Annotated in this window: 8 protein-coding genes and 1 pseudogene; 3 read left to right on the top strand and 6 right to left on the bottom strand. The window is 42.9% G+C overall.

Annotated elements, in window-relative coordinates; all coding sequences use genetic code 11:
- Positions 1-980: 980 nt before the first annotated feature.
- The gene (locus FU659_RS34055) at positions 981-1814 is read right to left on the bottom strand and encodes a metallophosphoesterase (protein WP_147951596.1); all 834 of its coding nucleotides are present in this window, start codon (positions 1812-1814) and stop codon (positions 981-983) included.
- Between the two features lie 141 nt (positions 1815-1955).
- Between FU659_RS34055 and FU659_RS34060 the strand changes: the two genes are divergently transcribed.
- The 3 genes from FU659_RS34060 to FU659_RS34070 all read left to right on the top strand — a co-directional run bounded on the left by FU659_RS34060 (position 1956) and on the right by FU659_RS34070 (position 4031).
- Positions 1956-2732: a threonine/serine exporter family protein gene (locus FU659_RS34060; RefSeq protein ID WP_147951597.1), complete on the top strand. Its 777-nt coding sequence runs from the start codon at positions 1956-1958 to the stop codon at positions 2730-2732.
- Positions 2732-3157, top strand: coding sequence for a threonine/serine exporter family protein (locus FU659_RS34065; protein ID WP_187274598.1), 426 nt, complete (start codon positions 2732-2734; stop codon positions 3155-3157). The genes FU659_RS34060 and FU659_RS34065 overlap by 1 nt, the downstream gene beginning before the upstream one ends.
- 181 nt (positions 3158-3338) lie before the next feature.
- Positions 3339-4031: a class I SAM-dependent methyltransferase gene (locus tag FU659_RS34070; protein ID WP_147951599.1), complete on the top strand. Its 693-nt coding sequence runs from the start codon at positions 3339-3341 to the stop codon at positions 4029-4031.
- 126 nt (positions 4032-4157) lie between these two features.
- On the opposite strand, the gene FU659_RS34075 is transcribed toward FU659_RS34070, so the two are convergent.
- The 5 genes and pseudogenes from FU659_RS34075 to FU659_RS34090 form a co-directional block, all read right to left on the bottom strand.
- On the bottom strand, positions 4158-4955 hold the full coding sequence (locus FU659_RS34075) for an ABC transporter ATP-binding protein (protein WP_147951600.1): 798 nt from the start codon (positions 4953-4955) through the stop codon (positions 4158-4160).
- Between the two features lie 100 nt (positions 4956-5055).
- Entirely contained in the window at positions 5056-5493 is a 438-nt protein-coding gene (locus FU659_RS34080; protein WP_261808235.1) for a DUF2269 family protein, read from the bottom strand.
- A gap of 83 nt (positions 5494-5576) precedes the next feature.
- Entirely contained in the window at positions 5577-5912 is a 336-nt protein-coding gene (locus FU659_RS34085) for an ASCH domain-containing protein (RefSeq protein ID WP_147951602.1), read from the bottom strand.
- Positions 5913-6026: 114 nt separating this feature from the next.
- Complete coding sequence (locus FU659_RS36140) at positions 6027-6200, bottom strand: hypothetical protein (protein WP_187274597.1); 174 nt, start codon at positions 6198-6200, stop codon at positions 6027-6029.
- Positions 6201-6301: 101 nt separating this feature from the next.
- Positions 6302-7302 (bottom strand): annotated as a pseudogene (locus FU659_RS34090) (aldose epimerase family protein).
- Positions 7303-7521: the final 219 nt, after the last annotated feature.

The raw sequence follows: 7521 nt of genomic DNA on the forward strand, positions 1-7521 counted from the left end.
TGCTCCGCCTTCAGACGGCTGATGCAGCGTTCAATTTCATTTAGTTTTAAGCAAAGGGGCTGACGTACAGGCAAAGGTTAAGTATTGAACGTATGATTAAAACAATACCTCCAAGACCCGTCCGCATTTTGCTCCGCCTTCAGACGGCTGATGCAGCGTTCAATTTCATTTAGTTTTAAGCAAAGGGGCTGACGTACAGGCAAAGGTTAAGTATTGAACGTATGATTATCATGCAATGAAACTTATCATGGAGGGAGAGATATCAACATGGCATACGCAGGTGGAATTGGAACTAGTTGTGCAGGTTATGGTGGCATGGGTTCGGCCGCTATCCTGGTTCTTTTTATTCTTTTGGTAATCATTTCGTTAACTTTTTCTTGGTGATTCGTTGATCCAATAAGAAAGGTTCCTTAAGAATGTCGAGGTGATATTAATTGAAAAAAAAGCAGTCAAAAAACACAAAATCTGTTAAAACAAGTGCATTCTTTTCCCCATTCACTCCATTCGGATTCTTCCCATTTGAGGAAAGATTCGAACGTTTTGAGCCATTTGAATTTTTTGATCCATTCTTCTTTAGAAGAGGATTCAGGGGTAGGGATTTCTTTTAAGTATTTTGGCCCAACTGCAAGGACAACGCCAACGGTTATTACACAATAATTTTGCACTGGATAGGTCGCCTTTTTTAAATATGAGGACATCTGTATTTTAAACTGGTACCCATAGACAGGACACTTTAAAAAAAGGTGTTCAGGCTGTGGGTACCTTTTTGTATACTGATGTAAGCAGCGGAGGGGATAAAGTGAGTAAGAAGCGATTAATGAAGATGAGCGTGAAAATCTATCGAAGAGCAGATACGTGATCCGAGTGATTGAAAAAAGCGATAACCTATACTGATGAAGTTCAAACATGGGTGTAGATTTGTGTTGTTTGTATGCTCGAATGAACTTTTACTATTCACGTATTTCATTTTTAAGCTTCCACTATTGGGTTTCTATTGTAATTGTTTTAATCCTGGTCGGTTTTGCTTTGGCATCCTTCGGATAGCCGATTGCCTGGTTCAAGAATCTGCATTGATGATTCACATAATCCATCGGATGATGAATATGGCCGAAACACCACATTTTGTTCGCTATCTGATCCCAATAGCTACTGCCATCAAAATAGTAGAAGCTCGTAGCCAAATCCAGTCCTCTTCCATCCGGCACCCGACTCCAATCCGGCGAAACGTGGGTAACAATAACATCGGAATCGGCAATAATTTTGCTTAATTTCGTTTTCTCTTTCTGAAACATATCTAACGTTAATCGTGGCTTGCCTCGAATGCGCAAATAATCGTTAGAGATGGACTTCCAATGATTGAACAGATGATCCTGGGTCGATTTCAACACTTGGATGCCATATTGCAAATCGTACCACATCCCGCATCCTCCATATGTCACCCCTCCCAATCTCACCGTTGTTCCATCCAAATAATAGACATGCGGTAATTGACTTGCTAACTGCTTCATCTTCTTGAGTCGGTCAGAGGAATCATCGCCGCTATTTCCTTGAAGCGCGGTTTTATCTAAATAGTAATCATGATTGCCCGCAACGATGACAATATTCTCATAGTGCTCTTCCAGCAGCTTAAGAAAAATGTAGTTTTGTTTGTTGCTATGACCCAAATCTCCGGCAATGACTAAAGTATCAGAGCAAGCCTTCGGTACGAGCTGTCTAATAAATCGCTTGATTCTTCTACGTAAGCGCCATAAGCTGCTTGTCTCTTTAACCCAGAAATCAAGATGAATATCGGAAATGAGATCGAACGTTTTCATGTAATCCCTCTTTGTGTACGGATGTCCTTATATGTTTCGCCATGAAACCTTCGTTTCCCGCTTTTTATCTGCATTAATTTTGATTCTTCTCTGTGATATACTAAGCTTTTAGCAAATAAGGAATTTAGGAGATCTTATGTCATGGCACAATCCGCCTCTTCTACGTACGAAATAGCGCAAGTTTGTTTATTGGCCGGTAAAATCATGCTCGAGAGCGGTGGAGAGACCTATCGTGTGGAAGATACGATGTCTCGGGTTGCTCGTGCGTTTGGAGTGCCCAATTCGCATTGCTTCGTAACACCTACGGGCATTATTTTCTCTATAGATGGACCTGAACAAACGACCCGCCTCATTCGGATTTCAGCTCGATCCACCGATTTGCGAAAGGTAACCGTCGTTAATGCGATATCCAGACGTATCAGTCAGGCAGAGCTGACCGCGGCAGAAGCCTATCGATTATTAGAAGAAATAGACGCCTCTTCTATAGGTTACTCCAATGGGCTCAAGATAGCGGCAGCTGCAATAGCAAGCGGTTGCTTCTTAATTATGTATAAAGGCACCTGGTCTGATTTCCTTCCTGCGGTTGTTGCGGGTGGCGTTGGGTTAGCTTCCTTAAGCTATGTCCATCGATTTGTGCCCATTAAATTTTTCGCTGAATTTTTATCAGCATTGCTGATTGGTTTGATATCGTTATTATTCGTTATGATTGGGCTTGGTCATGATCTCGATAAAATTATTATCGGGTCCGTAATGCCCCTTGTTCCCGGGCTTCTTATTACCAATGCCGTGCGCGATTTAATGGCTGGTCATTTCGTTTCCGGGCTTTCCAAAGGGGCTGAAGCTTCCCTGACCGCATTTGCTATTGGAGCCGGGATTGCTTTGGTTCTCGCCTTTTACAATGGGGAGGGGATTGCGTGATGATTGCCCAAATTTTGACCAGTTTTATTGCCTCGGCTGCTTTTGCCATCCTATTCAACGTGCCAAAAGGTACACTCTTGCAGTGCGGCTTTGTAGGCATGATGGGTTGGCTGTTATACCTTTCCTCCCTCATGATTCCAATTGACCCTATTATAGCAACATGTATGGCTTCATTTTTCGTTACGGTGCTAAGTCAGATTTTTGCCAAAATGTATAAAACACCGATTATCGTGTTCAGTGTTTCAGGAATTATTCCACTGGTTCCCGGTGGTTTAGCCTATGATGCGATGAGAAATGTCGCTCTCAACCATTATGATCTAGCTGTCCAGTTGTCAGCGAAAGCCTTCATGCTCTCGGGTGCCATTGCTATTGGACTTGTGTTTTCTGAAGTCATTAATCACATATTTCACAAAACGCGCTCTTAAGATGAGCCTGAGTATAACGTAACCCCACTCTGTTGAATCATATATTTCAATAGGTGGGGTTTCTTTATATTTTTACCTATAAGCAATCATTTATAAGTATTAGTTATTTGCCAACTTTTCCATTACGATGATTGCAAGAATAGATATGGTTACTACTTACTAGAATGGAGTTGAACTACCCATGAGCGAAAAAATATCAAACCCTGTTGCATCCCAATTCAATCAAATCGCGGATCATTATGACGGTCATCGCCGTAAACTGATTCCTTGCTTCGATGATTTTTATCGCATTGCAGCTTCACTCGTACAGGCTGATACCGATTCTCCGCGCATACTTGATTTAGGGGCGGGCACTGGCCTCTTCTCTGACTTTGTTCTTCGGCAATACCCGAAAGCCAAGTTAACGTTAATAGATCTCTCTGAGGGAATGCTGGACGTCGCTAAACAGCGTTTTGGAGGAGAACACTCGAACATAACCTACCTGGCAGGCGATTATAGCGAATTTGATGACCCAGAGCCGTATGATGCCATCATCTCCTCCCTATCCATTCATCATTTGGAGCATGAGACTAAGCGGGCGCTTTATCATCGTTTATTCAAGCTGCTTAAACCTAACGGTGTTCTCGTCAACGCCGATCAAGTTCAAGGCAGCAGTCCATTTATCGACAATTTGTATCGATCGGACTGGCATAGGAAAGTAAAAGCTACTGACTTAAGCCGTGAAGCTCTTCAAGCAGCTTACGAACGTACAAAACTGGATAAAATGGCGCCCTTGGACAAACAGCTAAATTGGCTTCTGGAAGGCGGCTTCGTGGACGTCGACTGTGTCTATAAGTATTACAATTTCGTTGTTATTCATGCGAGAAAGCCTTAATTGAGAGCGTTCTTCGCGTACCACACTCAAGCAGATCAGTTTTTACAACTTAGTAATAAAACTATACGAAAAAAAGGACAGCGAAAGATCTCAATCTCGATCTTTCGCTGTCATTTTCTCGTTGATCTATACGAGCGCCAGCTCGTAAGGTAAGCAAAGAGGTGTTCCCGTTCTTGGATCTACTACGATATCGGCCTCGATGCCGAATACCTCGCGCAGTACGTCCGGCGTCACCACACTGTTCGGGGATCCCTCGCTTACGACTTTGCCGTTCTTGATCGCTACGACATGCTGGGCATAACGCGTCGCATGGTTCAAATCGTGGACAACCATAATAATGGTTCGTCCTTCTTGCTCTTTCAACTTTTCTAACAATTTCAGCACTTCCAGTTGATGCGCCATATCTAGGAATGTTGTCGGCTCATCCAGCAAAACGATATCCGTCTGCTGCGCAAGCGCCATAGCGATCCAGGCCCGCTGACGCTGACCACCGGACAGTTGATCGACAGGTCTGTCTGCAAATTCCGTCATACCTGTCACTTCAATCACATTGCTGATAATGTTTCGATCAACTTCGGTTAACGAACCAAACCCTTTTTGATGGGGATAACGTCCGTAACCTACCAATTCGGCTACCGTTAATCCTTCAGGAGCAATCGGATTTTGTGGAAGTATAGCAAGCTGTTTCGCTACTTCTTTAGTAGATTTCTTATGTATGGATTCCCCGTCTAAGAGCACACTGCCCCTTTTCGGTTTCAGAATACGGGCAAGGGTTTTCAGAATCGTGGATTTTCCAGAGCCATTTGCCCCAACAAGAGCTGTAATTTGCCCGGATGGGATAGACACATTCAAATTTTCAACAATCATGCGGTCTTCATATGCGATATCCAATTGCTCTGTAAATAATCGACTCTGGCTCTCCATATATTCATCTCCATTGAGAATTATTATTACAATAATGATAATGATTCTCATTATAGGCTAGACAATGGCATCTGTCAATGAAAATCATCCATCTTCAGTTTTACCAGAGCGTTGGCTTGGCCACCATAAACCACATCATTGATAAAGTAATCAATACATACCAGATCAATGCTTGACGCAGCTTATTCACAAGTAATTGGCGATCATCGTGAGGCGCTTTAAGCTTTCTCAGCAGCGGGGAAAAAGCACGGGCAATAAAATATAACGAAGCTACCATAATCAATACCGTGATGACAATCCATGACGTATGCCATGACCATGACGTTATCCATGTAAGAATAATACCGGTTGCAACTAGCACATGACCAGCATGCTTCGTCAATCGAACCGTAATACGAAAAGGCTCCAGGTAATCCGGCAACTGCTCGAAAGGAGCTGTGCGAATTTTCGCTAAGAGAGGAAACAACACAAAATAAGGACCGATACTTAAAACAACACTTAAAATATGAATATACAATAACCATACATACCAAGACATTGCCATCTTCCGTTCTTTAAGAGAGTCCATGCAACAAAACAGTGCGGATCCGCAGATCCACACTGTCGACTACTTGCTTTTGCTTATTGAGCCAATTTAAATTCGTGTACCCAAACTTTCATTTGGGGCAGCCAAGGCATGCCAGGATGGATGGACAGAATGCTGTCTTTATACTCGTCGACAGTTGAATGTCCTTCCGCTTGTGCATCTTGAACAGTTAAATCACCCAAGGATTGTTGGTAAACGTTCGTTACCGTAAATGATTGCCCTTCCAATTCCATCGTTTCACCGATATCTGCATAGCGTCCATTACGTCTGCAAGCCGTTTTCTGGCCTGCAAGAACTTTACTCACTTCAGCTTCCTTCGTGACTAAACGGTCAATGGTACATGTTTTTGGTGGTAGTGTAGTTTCGCTCATCGTATAACCTCCTTTTTGACATTTTTTATTATAACGAATGGAATAACCTTTGTCGAACTGAAGGCATTTACGACTCTTCATGCTAGACTCTTTCCATGTCACAATACGCATTTCCTACTCACGTAAAGCTTCCTTTAATTTCGTTGACATACTGTCCATAGACCCTGCTGATACGCGCTTGACGCCACGTAATTTTGCGATTTCTTGTTTCAATTTCTCATTTTCCTTCGTTAACCGATCGATCTCACCTAACAAATGCGCCTTCTCTGTAACGCCGATCTCTTCCATAACAAAAACGTCCACCCTTCTAATAAAAATACCCTCTCTTCACATCAGCAGATCATCACTTCGGATTCCCGCCATGTGCCCGAAAGGGTTATTATTATATATTATTTCACGATTGGAATCACATACAGCCTTGCGGATTGCTCCCACACTTCACCAGGCTCCAAAGCGGTCAAACCAATTTGCTCAGCCGGCAAATCCACGTTTGGTGCATTGACCAAATTCATTTGCGGTTCTGGACAGAAAAATCCGGGCTGTGCGCCGTTATTCCAAATCATCCATTGCTTGTAGGAAGTTCCAACGTCATAAACCAGTTTGACCTCTGCTTTGGCATCTGTCAATTCCATATAGTTGCGACCATTTTGCGGAGCCGTTGTGTAGTGGTTATCCATAGAATCAAAGAATGGGTACAAGCCCCCCGTTTTCATCTTCTCTTCGTCCGCCGTTAATGCCTGGTATTCACCTGTAGGCAGCATTCTATCATTCAACGCCCAGCGATTGCCAATCGTCATTTGAAACTATAGTCAGAGGCTTGACTGTTAGGCGCGAATGGCGCATTGATCGAAGTATGGAAAGCGATCAAAGCCGGCATGGCATCTTTTCCTTCGTTATGTACGCTAATTAGTTGATGTAATCCATTTTCACCAAGTGTATACGTCAATCGCAGTGTAAACTCATGAGGAAGATAGTGATATACGGAATGACCGTCTCTTACACGTAAAGCTAAAGTTACACGGCTTTCCGTACCATCAGCGCTGAATTTCTCGACAGACCATGGAATATCATGAACAAAGCCGTGCAAATGATTGCCTGTTTTCTCTTCATTTACTGGTAACTCGTAGACATTTCCCTTCCAAGGGAACTTACCATCCTCATAACGGTTCGGAGGAAATAATACCGGAATACCATGAATAATGGGTCTTGCTTTAAACGCTTCCATTTCAACTTCTGTAGGTTCGTGCAGAAAGCGGAATTCGTTCTCTGTATCTCTAAACGCAATCAGATTCGCGCCAATTTCGGGTAATACGACGGCTTCGTAACGGCCAGCTTGCAACCAAATCGCCTTTTCTCCCTGATAAACGCCTTCATAAGCTTTTGTCGTCATTGTTCACGTTGCTCCTTCCAGAATTCATGTCCTTGCAGGACAAATTGTTTTGAGATTACTTTAAAGCATTTGAATTGAGGAAGTCAATGGATGAAAAGACTTCTTTTAGTCATCGAAGTCCACGCCTGTTGATTAACCAGTTTTTAGGTTGTTTAGAGACGACAAATAGACATGTTTATCCAACACTCTAGCAGTAGCGATACACCATTCAACTTCCAA

The sequence above is a fragment of the Paenibacillus sp. N3.4 genome, assembly GCF_008017805.1.
Taxonomy (GTDB): domain Bacteria; phylum Bacillota; class Bacilli; order Paenibacillales; family NBRC-103111; genus Paenibacillus_E.